A 15,769-nucleotide genomic window follows, 5' to 3' on the forward strand; every position below is an offset into this window, starting at 1 on the left:
CCTTTCAAAAATTGAAGGTCCCCTTTTCTTATGCCTTTGATGCTAGGGTTAATACAGCTACAGGGAATTTCTCAATTTGACATAGAAAGGAACATAAAGCTGTTTTTTTTGCTGATCCAAAACTGCTTTAGCGGCCTGGATTCCCAATTGTTCAAAATCGGTAGAGATAGTGGTGATCCCATTCAGGATTAATTTTTTTAAGGGGGTTTCGTTGTAGGAAATGATGCCTATCTGTTTGCCTATTGCCAGATCTGCTTTGATTGCTTTTTCTGCCAAAATTACCAGATCATCTTCGGTGAGCGTAACAAATGCACTGCCCTCCATAATGTGCTTGTCCTCTAGCTGATGAATCACTTCGTAATTAAATGCATATTGATTGCAGAACATTCGGAAACCTTCCACAATTTCCCTGGGAAAATAACTCTGTTGAGGGAATACCAGCTTGAGCGTATTATACTTGGATAGGCATTCTAACATTTCACAGAGCGCATCATAAAGATCGTTCCTGAAATTTTGATAAACACCTGAATATTCACCAGTTAAGTTGGTTATGCATTTATCGAGCATCACCAGCTTGTTTTTATCTATCTGATTGATTATTTCTTCGGGAGATTCGCTGGAATCGGTAAAATGTGGGATGATTACGTAGTGTGTATAGCTTTCCTTTTTATCTAAGAGCAGTTTTTTGAACAAAGGAAAACTGTTGTTGTAGATGTAAAGATCTATCACAGCCTCTTCATGAAGGTTCTGTACAAAGGAATCGTAGATAATCTTTTTGTGGGCACTCAATTTATTGAACAATAAACATATCTTTAGTTTGCTGCCGAGCGAAGTATTGTTGATGAAATAACCTTTTCCCGGCACCGACTCGATTATACCGAGCTTACGTAGCTGACGATAGCCTTTTTCGGCAGTGTCCCGAGAAAGCTCTAGCTTAAAACTTAACTCATTGATCGAAGGAAGAGGGTCGTTTTTTGCGAGTATTCCCTTCTCGATGGCTAAATAAATAGAGTTGATCAGCTGCTTATATTTTGGGGTAGACGAATACTCATCGATGACAATATAGGAGTTGAGGTCTAAAGTTTTCATTATCCAAATATAAAAAAGCTACAACTATATCAGCACATAACAGTACATAACAGCTGTGCAACATGCTGTTATTAATTTTAGAAAACCAAAATATAAATTACGTATGCACGCATTTTTAGGAGTTGTTTTTCACTTTATCGGAGGGTTTGCTTCCGGTAGTTTTTACATTCCATTTAAAAAGGTCAAAGGTTGGGCATGGGAAAGCTACTGGATTGTTGGAGGCATTTTTTCGTGGTTAATCGTCCCACCTTTAGCAGCTTTTCTGACCATTCCAAATTTCTGGGAAATCATTGTGGAAGCTAGCGGAAGCACTTTAAGATTGACCTATTTTTTTGGAGTACTATGGGGCATTGGAGGACTTACCTATGGCCTCGGTGTAAGGTATTTGGGCGTCTCGCTTGGAAGTAGTATTATTTTGGGGCTTTGCATGGTGTTAGGTTCTATTTTACCATCCATCTACTTTAGTTTTTTCCCCGAAGCTGGCAAAGATACTTTCGAAATGTTCATACATACCCAGTGGGGCAGAACAGTGATGCTTGGACTTTTGGTTTGCGTGCTGGGAATAGTGATTTGTGGTAGGGCGGGGATGATGAAGGAGCGGGAAATTGACGCAGTAGCTACGGATCCCCATGGGGCAAAGGTTAAAACAGAGTATAGGTTCGGTTTAGGACTTGCCGTTGGCATTATCTCTGGAATATTGAGCGCCTGTTTTAATTTTGGTATAGAAGCTGGCAAGCCTTTGGCCGAAGTGGCCAATAGCTGGTGGAAAGCAGCAAACCCAACGGAAACTGGGAATTTTCTATTCCAGAATAATATCACCTATGTGGTGGTGCTTTGGGGAGGACTGACGACCAATTTGATTTGGTGTACGATTTTAAATGCCCGCAATCGCACCTTTGGCGACTATATCAATGTAAAAACACCATTGGTTAGCAACTATTTCTTTTCGGCATTAGCCGGAACGACTTGGTTCCTCCAGTTCTTTTTTTACGGTATGGGAGAGAGTAAAATGGGCAATGGCGCCAGTTCCTGGATATTGCATATGGCTTTTATCATACTCATTGCAAATGTATGGGGCTTACTGCTCAAGGAATGGAAGGGCGTTTCCACAAAAACGTTAACTACAGTAATCGTAGGGATACTGACCATCATCGTTTCTGTACTTATTGTGGGGTACGGCAATTCAATTAGATAATTCAATTACCATCATAATTTTTAGATAAATGTCTGTTAAAGAAAAAAGTTACAAATACGTAAGCTACCTATGGGATGAGGAAATTGCAGCCAAATTGGCTGGTGATGAGGTGGCGTTACTGATCTATCGTTCTAATCTACTGGGCGCCGATTTGCGCCTTACCAATTATGGAGGCGGAAATACGTCCTGCAAGTTGATGCAAAAAGATCCGCTTACCAATTCAGAAACTGAAGTGATGTGGGTAAAAGGTTCTGGAGGGGATCTGGGGACTTTAAAGAAAAGCGGTTTGGCGGCACTCTATGTAGATAGATTGCGTAGCCTGAAAAATATCTACAGAGGGGTGGAACATGAAGATGAAATGGTTGCACTGTTCAACCACTGCATTTTTGATCTGGATTCGAAAGCACCATCTATCGATACACCACTTCACGGGTTTCTACCGTTCAAACATATCGACCACCTGCACCCAGATGCTGCTATCGCTATTGCGGCAGCAAAGGACGGTAAAAAAATTACGCAGGAGCTTTTTGGCGGAAGCATTGGCTGGGTAGAGTGGAAAAAGCCAGGGTTTGAATTAGGTCTGCAGTTGAAAAAATGTTTAGATGAAAATCCGGGAATACGTGGCATCATGTTAGGTTCCCATGGTCTTTTCACTTGGGGAGATACCGCCTATGAAAGCTACGTAAATACGCTGGAGGTCATTGAAAAATGCTCGGAGTATTTAAACGAAAATTATGGGAAGAAGAGACCAGTTTTTGGTGGGCAATGGATTGAAAGTCTTCCTTCGAAGGAGCGTAGCGGCCAAGCCGCGGCAATTGCACCTATACTTAGGGGACTATGCTCGTCAAGTCAATCTATGATCGGTCATTTTACAGACGACAGTAGAGTTTTGGAGTTCATCAATTCCAAAGATCTGTCGCGTTTGGCACCTATGGGGACAAGCTGCCCAGATCATTTTTTGAGAACCAAGATCAGCCCGTTGGTGCTGGAACTAAACCCAAGCGCCGATCTGTCTAATGCTCAGGAAATCAGGGCTAAGCTTGAGCCTGCCTTTGAGGCTTATAGACAGATGTATACCAACTATTACGAGAAATGTAAACATCCCAATAGTCCCGCCATACGCGATACCAATCCGGTGGTGATCCTATACCCAGGTGTCGGGATGTTTACTTTTTCGAAGGACAAACAAACGGCTAGGGTAGCAGCAGAGTTTTATATCAATGCAATAAACGTAATGAAAGGCGCAGAGGCCGTTTCCGAATATACCTCTTTACCACATCAGGAAGCTTTCAACATCGAATATTGGTTATTGGAGGAAGCAAAACTACAACGTATGCCTAAACCAAAGCCATTAACGGGAAAAATTGCACTGGTGACTGGCAGTGCAGGTGGTATTGGAAAGGCTATTGCCAAGAAATTTGTTTCTGAAGGTGCAGTCGTGATCTTGAATGATATGAATGCCGAACGTTTAGCGCAAGCTGGAGAAGAATTTGAAAAACAGTTTGGTAGGGATGCCTATGCTGCTGCTCAACTAGATGTAACGAGCGCAACAGATATTAAAATGGCGTTTGAAAAAGCTGCTCTGGCTTTTGGCGGCGTCGATATTGTGGTGAATAATGCAGGCCTTTCCATTTCCAAGCCTATTGAAGGTCACACCGAAAAAGACTGGGATCTACTGTATGATGTTTTGGTGAAAGGTCAATTTTTGGTCACCCAGGCTGCCGCTGCAGTGATGAAAAAGCAGGGAACAGGGGGGGACATCGTCAATATTGTGAGCAAAAATGCATTGGTAAGTGGACCAAACAATGCTGGTTATGGTAGTGCAAAAGCCGCACAACTTCATCTGAGCAGATTAAATGCGGCCGAACTCGGTGCCGATGGTATTAGGGTTAATGTTGTCAATCCCGATGCGGTAATCAGTGATAGTAATATCTGGGCAGGCGGCTGGGCCGAAGGTAGGGCGAAAGCTTACGGTATTACTGTAGAGGAACTGCCAGCCTACTACGCAAAACGCACACTTTTAAATCAAATGATATTGCCTGAAGATATCGCGAATGCCTGCTTTACATTTGTAGGTGGGCTGATGCATAAATCTACGGGTAATGTACTGAACGTGGATGGTGGAGTAGCGATGGCCTTCGTAAGATAAGTTTAGAAATTTTTAGTTTGGCGCTACATAAAGGGGATAGGTTTGCAGTAGTACCGTCCCCTTGGTAGCCTATTTTATACCAAATATAATTCCGATGAAGATTGAACACAAAGATATTGCCGTACACAACGAGACATTATGGACAGTACACCAACGTAAATTAGCACTACTAAAGGAAGATTGGGGAGGGATCTTCATAGAAAAAGCGATAGCCAAGCTGATGGCATTTCAAATCGCAATTCCAAGTTGGGCATTGGGTACAGGCGGTACCCGTTTTGGAAGGTTTGCCATATCCGGTGGGGAACCTAGAACATTGGAAGAAAAAATAGAAGATGTAGGTCTGCTACATCGACTGAATGGTGCAAGTGGAGCCATCTCCCTGCATATTCCCTGGGATATTCCAACGGATGTTGAACAGATAAAGAAGTTAGCTGACCAAAATGGGCTGCTTTTCGATGCCGTAAATTCAAATACCTTCCAAGATCAGCCAAACGCCCCGTTGAGCTATAAATTTGGTTCTTTACAACATGTAGATAAAGCAGTAAGGCAGCAGGCCATTGCACATAATATAGAGGTGATTAAACAGGGTGAAGGTTTGGGCTCCAAGGCGCTAACGGTTTGGTTGGCCGATGGATCTTGTTTCCCTGGCCAGCTTAACTTTAGGACTGCTTTTGAGAATACTCTCGACAGTTTACAGCAGATTTATAGCGCATTACCTTCAGATTGGACACTATTGGTGGAATATAAGGCTTTTGAACCTAATTTCTATTCAACTACTATCGGCGATTGGGGCCAATCTATGCTGTTGGCCAATAAACTGGGGCCTAAGGCGAAAACATTGGTGGATCTAGGGCATCATCTCCCTAATGCCAACATTGAACAAATTGTTGCGCTGCTGCTCATGGAAAACAAATTGGGCGGTTTCCATTTTAATGATTCTAAATATGGAGATGACGATCTGACGGCGGGCAGTATCAAGCCCTACCAACTATTCCTGATCTTCAATGAGCTGGTAGAAGGCATGGACGCAAAGGGAATGAACCACGCAAAAGATCTGGCTTGGATGATCGACGCTTCCCATAATGTGAAAGATCCTTTGGAAGATTTGCTGCAATCGGTAGAGGCCATAATGTTGGCTTATGCCCAAGCCCTGATGGTGGATAGGGCAGCCTTGCTGCATGCACAACAGTGTAACGATGTAGTACAGGCGCAGGAAATACTCCAACATACTTTCAGAACGGATTTCAGAACGCTGGTTGCCGAGGCTAGGATACAGGCCGGCGCCGCTTTAAACCCATTACAGCTTTACAGATCCTTAGGCTGCCGCGAGCAATTGATAGGTCAAAGAGGAAAAAACATAACTGCCACCGGGCTATAGAACCATGCGTAGAGAAGAAAAGATACCAGTAGTAGCGGTTTTTGATGTGGGAAAGACCAACAAAAAGCTTTTCCTTTTTGATGAGCAATACCGTGTCGTTTTTGAACGTTCGGCACGTTTCATCGAAACGGTAGATGAAGATGGCGATCCTTGCGAAAACCTCGATAGTCTTAGGCTTTCCATCTTCGACTCGCTGAGAGAGGTTTTTGCTAATGAAAAATTCGAGCTAAGGGCCATCAACTTTGCTTCTTACGGTGCAAGTTTAGTCTACATCGATGACAACGGAACGCCGCTTACCTCGCTTCAAAACTACTTGAAAAGTTATCCGCAAGAACTAAAAAGAGAATTCTATCAAAAATATGGCGGCGAGAAAGCTTTCGCCGCTAGGACTGCCTCGCCGGTTTTAGACAGTTTGAATTCCGGTATGCAGCTGTATAGGTTAAAGAAGGAAAAGCCGCAAATTTTTGAGCGTGTAAAATATGCCTTGCACTTGCCCCAATATCTTAGCTTTCTGCTAAGCGGAAAGGCATATGCAGATAAAACCAGTTTGGGCTGTCATACCAATTTCTGGGACTTTGGGAATGATGATTATCACCAGTGGGTGAGCAAAGAAGCCATATTAGAAAAAATGGCACCTATAATGCCATCAAAACATGTCTCACCTGCAACCTTTCCCGGCAGCAGTTACAACGTGGGAGTGGGACTGCACGACAGTTCTGCCGCACTTATCCCATATCTCAAAAGCTTTAAAGAACCTTTTGTGTTATTATCAACAGGTACTTGGTGCATTTCACTTAATCCGTTCAACCAGCGGGCGTTAACTTCAGAAGAACTCAGTCAGGACGTACTTTGTTACATGCAATATGAAGGTAAGGCGGTAAAGGCGTCGCGGTTGTTTTCTGGATTTGCTTACGAACAACAAATAAAGCGTATAGCCAATCATTTTGGTTGTGACGTGTTGCGCTTTCGGAATGCTGATTACGATCAGGACCGAGTAAAGCCTCTAGGCACGGTAAACGTCAAGACAGAAAATTGGAGATCGCTGCCCTTTGCTGAAAGAGACCTTCGCGAGTTTAAGGATGAAATGGCTGCGTACGACCAGCTGATGTTAGACCTGGTGATACAGCAGTACCATTCCACTAAACTGGTACTTGATGGTAGTTCCGCTAAAAGAATTTTCGTTGACGGAGGATTTAGTAAAAATGCAGTTTTTATGAACTTGCTGGCTGCCATATTCCCTAATTACGAGGTTTATGCCGCGCATATGCCGCAGGCAACGGCTATTGGCGCAGCCTTGGTTATTCATGAGGTATGGAACACTAAGCCCTTGCCCAATGACATCATCGAACTTAAACTCTACACACCACATCCAACAAGAATTGAAAATGAACCTACAATATAACCAAGCTTATCCTGGTATCGACGATTTGCGCAGGAGGGCCATGAGCAAAATTCCACGTTTCGCGTTCGAATACCTCGATGGGGGGTGTAATGAAGATATCAACCTTTATCGTAATACGTCAGAACTTCGCGACGTGAAATTAAATCCTTACTATTTGGATAATTATGGAGGAACGGATATGACGGTGGAGCTTTTTGGTAAGATTTATCAGGCACCTTTTGGGGTAGCTCCTGTAGGTTTACAGGGACTGATCTGGCCTAATTCCCCTAAAATTTTAGCGCAGGCAGCCTACCTGCACAAGGTTCCTTTTATCTTGAGTACGGTATCTACAAGTTCAATAGAAGAAATAGCCAAGATTACCGATGGTGAATTTTGGTTCCAACTCTACCATCCGGCCGAAGAACAGTTAAGAAATGATATCATCAAAAGATTGCAAGAGGTGGAGTGTGACGTGCTGGTGATACTATCAGATGTTCCAACCTTTGGTTTCAGACCGCGTGATATTCGAAATGGCTTGGCCATGCCACCACGCATGACATTAAAAAATATCCTACAGATTGTCGGCCGACCCCATTGGGCCTTGGAAACCCTCGTGCATGGTACGCCTAACTTTGCTACCATAGCGCCATATATGCCAAAAGGCTTGGATATGAAACAACTGGGTGCCTTCATGGATCGGACGTTTTCAGGAAGATTGAACAGAGAGCGGATTTCGGCAATAAGGGATCAATGGAAAGGAAAGTTGGTAATTAAAGGGGTGACAACCCCTGAAGATGCACAACTGGCTGTAGAATTGGGAGCCGATGGCATTATTGTGTCAAACCACGGAGGAAGACAATTGGATTCGGCCGAATCCGCTATAGCTTCTCTCAAGAGCCTTACCCCATTTAAGACTCAGCTAAAGGTAATGATGGATAGTGGTATCAGATCGGGTGCAGATGTAGCGAGAGCTTTGGCCATTGGTGCTGATTTTACTTTTTTGGGCCGCACATTTATGTACAGCACAGCGGCGCTAGGTAAAGAAGGTGGGCAACACGCTATGGCTATTCTAAAACGTCAATTGAAGCAGGTGATGGAACAAGTTTGCTGCGGGCGGATTGATGATTTTCCGAAGCATTTAGTTCAATAGGCTGTACCTTGAATAGTAGACGAACATGAAAAATTTTATAGGTTTCATGTATTGCCAGCTTTGTTGTGTTATCCTACACTTATGCTAAACGACCATCGCTTTTCTTGTTTTTAACAGTCAATTCTTTGTTTTTTAGGTGTTTGTGTCGTGTTGGTATTATGAATTGAAATAATAGTATTAAAATGCTATTGGTGGTAGAATTAAATTTGATTACATGTTCCAGAAGGAAATAAATAACCAAATTTTAAACCTTAAATTTTAAGATCATGAGATTGTTTTTAACCGCCGCACTATTGTTTGTAACAAGTTTTTGTTTTGCACAGTCGTTTGCTGTTTATCGAATATCTAATGGAGAGGGTACTGTAGCTCACTGCGATGGATTTGATGTATATGGAGGAACAGAGGGAAAAACCGTTGAGTTAAACGCTGAAGCGCGAGTATCATCTGAAGAATGCTGGGCACTGTCATATTTTTATTCAGGTTCAGCATTATGGGCAGAGGCACCCTATATGGGTTTTTTCCACGAAGATTTTGACACTGTTTTTGTCCAGGCGAATGCTACTGTTTCTTTTGGAGGGTGTGTTCAACTCGATGCTCCTCCTGGAGAGTACGCATCTGCGCTATTTGCTGCGAACTGGTAATAGTTCAATTAAAAGTCGTTCTGGAATAATGATTACTCAGACAGTGTAAGCTGTCTGATTTTTTTTGGAGTTAGTTATGAGAGTTATGGTGTTTTTGATTTTTAGTCTGTACATCAGTGTGTTTTCTGCATACGGTCAGGTTAGTAAAGTCGCATTGCAAATAAATGATATCGCGGTTTCACAAAGCGAATTTAACTTTCTACTCGACGAATATGTTGCAGCATACAAGAAAGTAAATGGGGCTCAGCCTCCGCATGACACTCTTCATCTTTGGAAGAGCAACTATATAGATCGTATGTTATTAATTGCCGATGCCCACGATAGACTTCTGGTGAATAAAAATGTAGATGTTGCAGTACAGGTGATGTCAAAATATATGATCGCACTGCCGACTTCATCTTTTTATTTATCGAAGTTCGGGAAAGCAGTCTCTGAACAGGAATTGCTGTCAGCTTATGAAAAACGGAAAATCAAATATGAGATTGAATATTTCCAGTTCGACAATACCGACAATTTAGCGGAATTTTTTTTGGTAAATGGTAAAGATCCTTTTACCAATCCAAGCTTGAAATCGAGCCTCAAGCAAATCACACTGATATGGCCGGTATCAAAATTTGCCTTTGAACGAATTTGGAATTTGAAGGAGGGAGAGGTTTCCCATCCGATAAACTCCAGATTGGGCCATTATCTTTTAAGGGTCAAAGCAATAAAAAAAAATGAACAGCGAGCTTTTGATCTGGAAAAAGATAAGATATCAACTACGCTTAAAATGCATCATCAGATTCTTGCCAATCATCGTTATGTAGAAGAGTTAAAGCGGGGTATCGAATTCGATACGTCAAGTATTAAACAATTATGGGCTGATTATAGTACTGGGCTTTTAAAAAAGCAGAGCCTTTTGTTGGGACAGGAGGATAAATTGTTGACGTATTGGATAGGTAAGGAAAAGTTCAGTGTACGCTTAAAAGATTTTTTGGACTACTACAATTACCTGCCGATTAGACAAAAATTGAATACATTGCAGCATTTATATGATTTTTTAATCTCAATTGTCGTAACCGAAGAACTTTATAAGGAAGCTGTTACGTCAGGGTTTACTAAGGAAAGCGATTTCCTTTTTAGACAGAACCGGTTTAGAAATAAAGTTATTCTCGATCAATATTATAGAAGCATGGCCGAAACAATGCTTAAGAGTAATGATACGATCAAAGGGATAAATCCTCACTTTCAAAAGGAGCTAATTTTAAAGGCCAAGAAAAAATTTAAGCCAATTATAAATTTTGAATTTTAACCTGAATAACGTCGTTCCGTTTGTTTAAGTACTTAATTTATTTATTTATCTCTTAGATCGTAGTAGCCCAAAAGCTTGCGCTTATTGATAATGGGTTAGTCAACTTCATTTCTACTTTTTTATCGTTTGCAAAAGGGCTGTTGTTTTATTGTCGGATACAACGGTTCATCAAATACGTCATAGGCATTATCTCCCTCTTTACCTTTTTATTTTGATTTTAAGCTGCGGCGTACTGGTTTGCATAACAGTACATGATAGTTGGGCGATCATGTGTTCGTAAATTCGGTAACCAAGTTGTAACCAAGTTTACCAAGATTGTATGAGAGTTTTATTTCAATTCGTCGGATTCGCCGATATGTTTTTTTTCAGTATTCGGATCAAAAGAAGAAAAAAGGAAGTACTGTGCCAGTGTGTCCTTTAAATGGTATCGTGGATAGTAAGTGTTAACTGGATTTGTTGTAACCTTGAATAGTAGACGAACATGAAAAATTTTATAGGTTTCATTATTGCCAGCTTTGTTGTGTTGTCCTACACTTACGCTCAACAACCATCGGTATTTACCGAAAATTTAAAAAAAGGTAGGGAAAAAGATCCAAGGGTAAGAGTTTATATGTCCCCCGTTCGCATTGTGCATCAATCAGACTCAACGGGCAAATGGATTGAAAATGCCAATGGGCTTTTGAAGGAGGGTAATGGACAGGCCGAGCTGATCAATAGGAAATCCACAAAAATGAGAAGCGATAAGAATCGTAATCCCTATATAATTTTGGATTTTGGTACGGAGATTCATGGCGGTTTACAACTGGTTACGGGCTATATGAAAGACAAGAGCCCTGTGAAAGTTCGGATAAGATTTGGAGAGTCCGTAAGCGAAACACTAGCCGATATCGACACGGCGAGTGGCGCAATGAATGATCATGGTATGCGGGATTTTAAGCTCGAACTACCGTGGTTGGGTGGCATTGAGGTGGGGAATTCGGGATATCGTTTTGTGAGGATAGACCTGTTAGACCCTAACGTTGAATTGGTGTTAAAGGAGATTAGGGCAATATTTATCTATCGTGATATTCCTTATTTGGGAAGTTTTAAAAGTAGCGACGAACGACTGAATAAGATTTGGGAAACAGGGGCATATACCGTACATCTAAATATGCAGCAATTTCTTTGGGATGGCATTAAAAGAGACCGCTTGGTCTGGGTAGGGGATATGCATCCGGAAGTAATGACCATCAACAGTGTGTTCGGATATAATGAGGTGGTGCCGAAAAGCTTGGATCTGATACGTGACGCCACCCCATTGCCAGCTTGGATGAACGGCATTAGTTCCTACTCGATGTGGTGGATCATGCTCCATCGCGATTGGTATAGGTATCAAGGAGATAAAAAATACCTAAAAGCGCAACAAACTTATCTAGTGGGGCTGCTCAATCAGTTGATGGTTAAAACCTCGGATGGCTGGGAGCAGCTTGACGGAACGCGTTTTTTAGATTGGCCATCGAGCAGAAATAAAGAGGCTATACATGCTGGTTTACAAGCGTTGATGGTGATGAGCTTAACTGCGGGCGCCGAGCTTTGTGAGGTGTTGGGGGATAACGAAATGGCCAAAAAATGCAGGGCCACGGTGAGTACACTAGCAAGGCACGTTCCCGAAATTGCCGACTCTAAGCAGGCGGCAGCTTTGCTTGGATTAGCTGGGTTGATATCCGCCAATGTTGCAGATGAGGCCATTTCAAAAGGTGGTGTAAATGATTTTTCAACATTTTACGGATATTATATGTTGCAGGCCAAGGCCAAGGCCGGAAAGTATCAGGAGGCCATCGATAATATCAAGGAATATTGGGGCGGTATGTTGGATTTGGGAGCAACCACTTTTTGGGAAGATTTCAATATTGAGTGGTTAAAAAACGGAGGTAGAATTGATGAGATGCCGGACAAAACGAAAGTTGACGTGCATTTGTGCTACGGAGATTATTGCTATAAAAGATTAAGGCATAGTTTGTCGCATGGCTGGGCTTCTGGTCCGACGGCATGGTTGACCGAACATGTCTTGGGGGTAAGCATCGTTGAACCTGGCGCAAAGGCAATCAGGATAAGGCCAAATCTTGGAAATCTTACCTTTGTAGAAGGTACATTTCCGACACCGCAGGGAGTGGTGAAAATCAAGCATATCAAAGAAGCCAACGGGAAAATCGGAACAACCATTGATGCGCCCAAAGGCATAAAAATTCTAAGATAGAAGATTGACGAGAAGATACCTACAAGGATGTTATTACCCGGTAGGTATCATTTTGATTTGAAAAACTGGATGATGAATGTCGCTCAGTTTTTCTTGTTTTTATGGTAAATTTGTTGTTTTTTAGGTGTTTGTGTCGTGTTGGTATTGTGAATTGAAATTTATTTATCTCTTAGATTATAGTAGTCCAAAAGCTTGCGCTTAATGATCATGGGTTAGTCAACTTCATTTCTACTTTTTGATTGTTTGCAAAAGGGCTGTTGTTTTTATTGTAGGATACAACAGTTCATCAAATACGTCATAGGCATTATTTCCCCCTTAACCTTTTTATTTTGATTTTAAGCTGCGGTTTACTGGTTTGCATAACAGTACATGACAGTTGGGCAATCATGTGTTCGTAAATTCGGTAACCAAGTTATAACCAAGTTTACCAAGATTGTATGAGAGTTTTATTTCAATCCGTCGGATTCGCCGATATGTTTTTTCAGTACTCGGATCAAAAGAAGAAAAAAGGAAGTACTGTGCCAGTGTGCCCTTTAAATGGTATTGTGGATAGTAAGTGTTAACTGGATTTGGTGGCTAAATGGCTACTACTTGTCGATATGGTATTAAATAATGCTCTGACGAAAATTATAAGAAATGAGGAAATAAATCATAAAAGCTTTAATCAAAAATTTAATGCTTGAGAAAGTTATCTGCTGTTCTATTATCAATAAGCAGCTCATTTGGTTGAAAGCGGGAGGGTCGAGACTCTCCGCTTTTTTACTTCCTTAATGATTACCAGAGATAATTAGATTGATTTTAGGTGATAAAATATGATCAGTTTATGAATACGCAAAGAGAAATTACGCCGCTAACCCAGTATGATTGCTTTACCCTATTCTCTAGGACAAAAAAACAGTTCGATTTTCCGCTGCATTACCACGATGAGTACGAGTTAAACCTGATCCTAAATGCAAAAAATGCCAAAAGGATTGTGGGCAACCATATCCATGTAATCGATGACCTGGAGTTGGTTTTCTTGGGACCCAATCTGAGTCATGCCTGGTTTACCCATGAGTGTAAGTCAGCTGAGATCAAGGAAGTCACCATTCAGTTTCATAAGGATCTTTTGGATGACACGATGTTAGGTAGGAACCAGCTGAGTTTTATGCGTAATTTTTTTGAAAGATCAAAAAAAGGGATTGCTTTTTCTGAGGATACCATCAAGGCCATAAAGCCACGGATACTTGGACTGTCCCAAAAGAGTGGTTTCGATTCGATTCTAGAACTCTTGTCGATCCTTCATGACCTCTCTATTTCCAGAAATATGCTGACCCTCTCAGATGCTGCCTTTAATAACGAAAATTCTAATTATAACAGTAGAAGAATCGAGAAGGTATTCGATTACCTTAACCTCAATTATAGTCAGGAAGTAAAACTGTCGGACGTTGCTAAGCTTACCAATATGCCGGAAGTTTCCTTTAGTCGTTTTATTAAAAAGCGTACTGGAAAGACATTTATAGATAGTTTGAACGAGATAAGGGTAGCGCATGCCAGCAGGCTGCTTATTGATACGACCAATACCATATCAGAGATTGCTTATAGCTGTGGCTTTAATAATATCTCCAACTTTAACCGTGTTTTTAAACGAAAAAAAAACACGACTCCTAAGGAATTCAGGGATAATTATTCGGGTACGCGGGTATTTATTTGATGTTTTGAAGAGAATAATCAGTAGTGTTTTTGTATTATACTTTGATAAAAATCTACTGGCTGAATCTTTACCATCGAACTACTTTTGAATTCCATTAGCCGTTGTGGTCGGCAAGTGCCTTCGGCAAATTTTAACCACCATTAGATCAATGACCAGACTAACTGCATGAACGAAAAAATAACACTTAAAGAAAAGATTGGATATGGGTTTGGCGATTTTGCCTCGTCCATGTTCTGGAAGATATTTTCGGTGTACCTGCTCTATTATTACACTGATGTTTTTGGCGTTTCGGCGGCTATTGTGGGCACTATGTTCTTAGTTACCCGTATTTGGGATACGGCACTTGATCCTATTATTGGCATACTTGCAGATATGACCAATACCAAATGGGGAAAATTTAGACCCTATTTATTATGGGTGGCTTTGCCGTTTGGCATTGTAGGTGTGCTGACTTTTGTAAGTCCAGAGTTGAGTGCAAGCGGGAAGATTGCCTACGCATATATCACTTATACATTAATGATGATGGTGTATTCGGCGATCAATGTTCCATATGCATCTCTCATGGGGGTGATGACAGCCAATATCAAGGAGCGTACGGCACTATCTACTTTCAGATTCGTTTTTGCTTTTGCCGGAAGTATTTTGGTTTTGGCGACTGCCGAACCGCTGGTTGACTGGTTCGGAAATACAGCAGGAGCAGATACGCAAACTGGATGGACATCCACAATGGTTGTCTATGCAATAATAGCTGCTGGATTATTCTATTTGACTTTTGCTTGGACACGTGAACGGGTAAGGCCACCGAAGGAGCAGAAAACTTCTTTAAGGACGGACCTGAAAAATTTGGCTACTAACAAGCCTTGGTTTATTCTTTTGGGGGCAGGTGTTTCTACCTTGATTTTCAACTCGCTGAGAGACGGCTCGGCCATCTATTATTTTAAATATTATTTTGCCGACCAGCAGGCTTTTCAGCTACCCGCCTTTAATATCATTGTAAACTATAGTACACTTTATCTGGTATTAGGACAAGGCGCTAATATCGTCGGAGTAATATTGGCCAAACCAATCTCTGATAGGATAGGCAAGAAGAAGACATTTCTTTATGCGATGCTGATAGCAACGCTGCTAAGCTGTGTGTTCTATATATTTAACGAGACTGATTTATTGCTGATTTTTCTTTTTCAGTTTTTGATAAGCATCTGTGCTGGAAGTATCTTTCCCTTATTATGGTCTATGTACGCTGATATTGCAGATTACTCTGAATGGAAATCAGGTCGTAGGGCTACGGGATTGATTTTTTCTTCGTCTTCTATGTCGCAGAAGCTAGGATGGACACTGGGGGGAGCACTCACAGGGTGGTTGTTGGCAATTTACGGATTTGAAGCTAACGTGGCCCAATCCGCTGAAACGAAGACTGGAATTAGAATGATGTTGAGTTTTATACCTGCAGCGGGCGCATTGCTATCTGCTGGATTTATAACATTTTATAAACTAAGTGATTCTTTCATGTTTTCCATCACGGAGGAATTACAATTAAGAAGAAAAAGTAAGGAGACGTAAACCTCC

Annotated in this window: 11 protein-coding genes; 10 read left to right on the forward strand and 1 reads right to left on the reverse strand. The window is 41.5% G+C overall.

Annotation, left to right across the window (positions count from 1 at the left end; all coding sequences use genetic code 11):
- Positions 1-57 precede the first annotated feature (57 nt).
- Entirely contained in the window at positions 58-1,089 is a 1,032-nt protein-coding gene (locus ABDV71_RS11720) for a GntR family transcriptional regulator (protein ID WP_343532740.1), read from the reverse strand.
- Between the two features lie 103 nt (positions 1,090-1,192).
- Here ABDV71_RS11720 and rhaT point away from each other — a divergent pair, with 103 nt between their 5' ends.
- The 10 genes from rhaT (at position 1,193) to ABDV71_RS11770 (ending at position 15,763) form a co-directional block, all read left to right on the forward strand.
- Positions 1,193-2,284 carry an L-rhamnose/proton symporter RhaT gene (rhaT, locus tag ABDV71_RS11725; RefSeq protein ID WP_343532742.1) on the forward strand — a complete coding sequence of 364 codons (1,092 nt, stop codon included), beginning with the start codon at positions 1,193-1,195 and terminating at the stop codon, positions 2,282-2,284.
- 28 nt (positions 2,285-2,312) lie between these two features.
- Positions 2,313-4,433 (forward strand): bifunctional aldolase/short-chain dehydrogenase, encoded by a 2,121-nt coding sequence (locus ABDV71_RS11730; RefSeq protein WP_343532744.1) that lies wholly within the window; start codon positions 2,313-2,315, stop codon positions 4,431-4,433.
- Between the two features lie 94 nt (positions 4,434-4,527).
- The gene (locus ABDV71_RS11735; RefSeq protein WP_343532746.1) at positions 4,528-5,811 is read left to right on the forward strand and encodes a TIM barrel protein; all 1,284 of its coding nucleotides are present in this window, start codon (positions 4,528-4,530) and stop codon (positions 5,809-5,811) included.
- A gap of 4 nt (positions 5,812-5,815) precedes the next feature.
- Positions 5,816-7,213 (forward strand): FGGY family carbohydrate kinase, encoded by a 1,398-nt coding sequence (locus ABDV71_RS11740; protein WP_343532748.1) that lies wholly within the window; start codon positions 5,816-5,818, stop codon positions 7,211-7,213.
- On the forward strand, positions 7,197-8,342 hold the full coding sequence (locus ABDV71_RS11745) for an alpha-hydroxy acid oxidase (RefSeq protein ID WP_343532750.1): 1,146 nt from the start codon (positions 7,197-7,199) through the stop codon (positions 8,340-8,342). Before ABDV71_RS11740 ends, ABDV71_RS11745 begins: the two co-directional genes overlap by 17 nt.
- A 266-nt stretch (positions 8,343-8,608) precedes the next feature.
- Positions 8,609-8,983, forward strand: a complete 375-nt coding sequence (locus ABDV71_RS11750; RefSeq protein WP_343532752.1) for a hypothetical protein — start codon at positions 8,609-8,611, stop codon at positions 8,981-8,983.
- Between the two features lie 76 nt (positions 8,984-9,059).
- Positions 9,060-10,274, forward strand: coding sequence for a peptidylprolyl isomerase (locus ABDV71_RS11755; protein ID WP_343532754.1), 1,215 nt, complete (start codon positions 9,060-9,062; stop codon positions 10,272-10,274).
- A gap of 481 nt (positions 10,275-10,755) precedes the next feature.
- Positions 10,756-12,510 (forward strand): alpha-L-rhamnosidase C-terminal domain-containing protein, encoded by a 1,755-nt coding sequence (locus ABDV71_RS11760; RefSeq protein ID WP_343532756.1) that lies wholly within the window; start codon positions 10,756-10,758, stop codon positions 12,508-12,510.
- 823 nt (positions 12,511-13,333) lie between these two features.
- Positions 13,334-14,203, forward strand: coding sequence for an AraC family transcriptional regulator (locus ABDV71_RS11765; RefSeq protein WP_343532758.1), 870 nt, complete (start codon positions 13,334-13,336; stop codon positions 14,201-14,203).
- 165 nt (positions 14,204-14,368) lie between these two features.
- Positions 14,369-15,763, forward strand: a complete 1,395-nt coding sequence (locus tag ABDV71_RS11770) for an MFS transporter (protein ID WP_343532760.1) — start codon at positions 14,369-14,371, stop codon at positions 15,761-15,763.
- The last annotated feature ends 6 nt before the right edge of the window (positions 15,764-15,769 follow it).

Source organism: Pedobacter sp., assembly GCF_039594775.1.
GTDB lineage: Bacteria > Bacteroidota > Bacteroidia > Sphingobacteriales > Sphingobacteriaceae > Pedobacter.

What these genes read in the sequence shown, in the direction of transcription:
- ABDV71_RS11720 (WP_343532740.1), bottom strand. Translation starts at nt 1,089, where the DNA reads ATGAAAACTTTAGACCTCAACTCCTATATTGTCATCGATGAGTATTCG.
- rhaT (WP_343532742.1), top strand. Translation starts at nt 1,193, where the DNA reads ATGCACGCATTTTTAGGAGTTGTTTTTCACTTTATCGGAGGGTTTGCT.
- ABDV71_RS11730 (WP_343532744.1), top strand. Translation starts at nt 2,313, where the DNA reads ATGTCTGTTAAAGAAAAAAGTTACAAATACGTAAGCTACCTATGGGAT.
- ABDV71_RS11735 (WP_343532746.1), top strand. Translation starts at nt 4,528, where the DNA reads ATGAAGATTGAACACAAAGATATTGCCGTACACAACGAGACATTATGG.
- ABDV71_RS11740 (WP_343532748.1), top strand. Translation starts at nt 5,816, where the DNA reads ATGCGTAGAGAAGAAAAGATACCAGTAGTAGCGGTTTTTGATGTGGGA.
- ABDV71_RS11745 (WP_343532750.1), top strand. Translation starts at nt 7,197, where the DNA reads ATGAACCTACAATATAACCAAGCTTATCCTGGTATCGACGATTTGCGC.
- ABDV71_RS11750 (WP_343532752.1), top strand. Translation starts at nt 8,609, where the DNA reads ATGAGATTGTTTTTAACCGCCGCACTATTGTTTGTAACAAGTTTTTGT.
- ABDV71_RS11755 (WP_343532754.1), top strand. Translation starts at nt 9,060, where the DNA reads ATGAGAGTTATGGTGTTTTTGATTTTTAGTCTGTACATCAGTGTGTTT.
- ABDV71_RS11760 (WP_343532756.1), top strand. Translation starts at nt 10,756, where the DNA reads ATGAAAAATTTTATAGGTTTCATTATTGCCAGCTTTGTTGTGTTGTCC.
- ABDV71_RS11765 (WP_343532758.1), top strand. Translation starts at nt 13,334, where the DNA reads ATGAATACGCAAAGAGAAATTACGCCGCTAACCCAGTATGATTGCTTT.
- ABDV71_RS11770 (WP_343532760.1), top strand. Translation starts at nt 14,369, where the DNA reads ATGAACGAAAAAATAACACTTAAAGAAAAGATTGGATATGGGTTTGGC.